Below are 901 nucleotides of genomic sequence, written 5' to 3'. Positions count from 1 at the left end.
CGACGCGCTGGCGCAGAACCAGCGCCTGCTCATCGTTGCTGACTACGACTGCGACGGCGCCACCGCCTGCGCCGTGGGCGTGCGCGGCCTGCGCATGCTCGGCGCCAGGCACGTGGACTACCTGGTTCCCGACCGCGTGATCGACGGCTACGGCCTGACGCCGGGAATCGCGCGCCGCGTCAGGGAGCGCGGCGCCGACCTGCTGATCACTGTGGACAACGGCATCGCCAGCGTGGACGGCGTGGCCGAGGCCAAGGCGCTGGGCCTTGGCGTGCTCGTCACCGACCACCACCTGCCCGGCGCCGAACTGCCGCAGGCCGACGCCATCGTCAACCCCAACCAGCCCGGCTGCACGTTCGGGAGCAAGGCGCTGGCCGGCGTGGGCGTGATGTTCTACGTGCTGCTGGCGCTGCGCTCGGAACTGCGCGCACGCGGCGTGTTCCAGGCCCCGGACGCCACGCCTGCTGCGGCAGGCACCGGCAAGCCCGCACAGCCCCGGCTCGACGCCCTGCTCGCGCTGGTGGCCCTGGGCACCGTGGCCGACGTGGTCCGGCTCGACGCAAACAACCGGCGCCTGGTGGCGCAGGGACTCAGGCGCGTGCGCGCCGGCGCCATGCCCGCCGGCATGGCCGCGCTGTTCCACGCCGCCGGGCGCAAGGTGGCTGCGGCCAGCACGCTCGACCTGGGCTTCGCCCTGGGCCCGCGCATCAACGCCGCCGGACGGCTGGCCGACATGACGCTGGGAATCGAATGCCTGCTCACCGACGATCCCGGCCGCGCGGCCGAACTCGCGGGCCTGCTCGACGGAATCAACCGCGAACGCCGCGCCATCGAAGGCAGCATGCGCGAGCAGGCCCTGCGCATGGCGGAAGGCCTGGTCCACGAAAGCGCGCAGCCGCCC

Annotated in this window: 1 protein-coding gene; it reads left to right on the top strand. The window is 73.7% G+C overall.

From position 1 onward, the window contains the following. Positions 1–901: single-stranded-DNA-specific exonuclease RecJ (locus VTU_RS0105540; protein ID WP_010101698.1), on the top strand; the 901-nt coding region annotated here is incomplete at both ends.

It is taken from the genome of Verminephrobacter aporrectodeae subsp. tuberculatae At4 (genome assembly GCF_000193225.1).
GTDB lineage: Bacteria > Pseudomonadota > Gammaproteobacteria > Burkholderiales > Burkholderiaceae_C > Acidovorax > Acidovorax aporrectodeae.
Note: the sequence above shows the minus strand (reverse complement) of the source record. Positions and strands in the feature narration are given on the sequence as shown.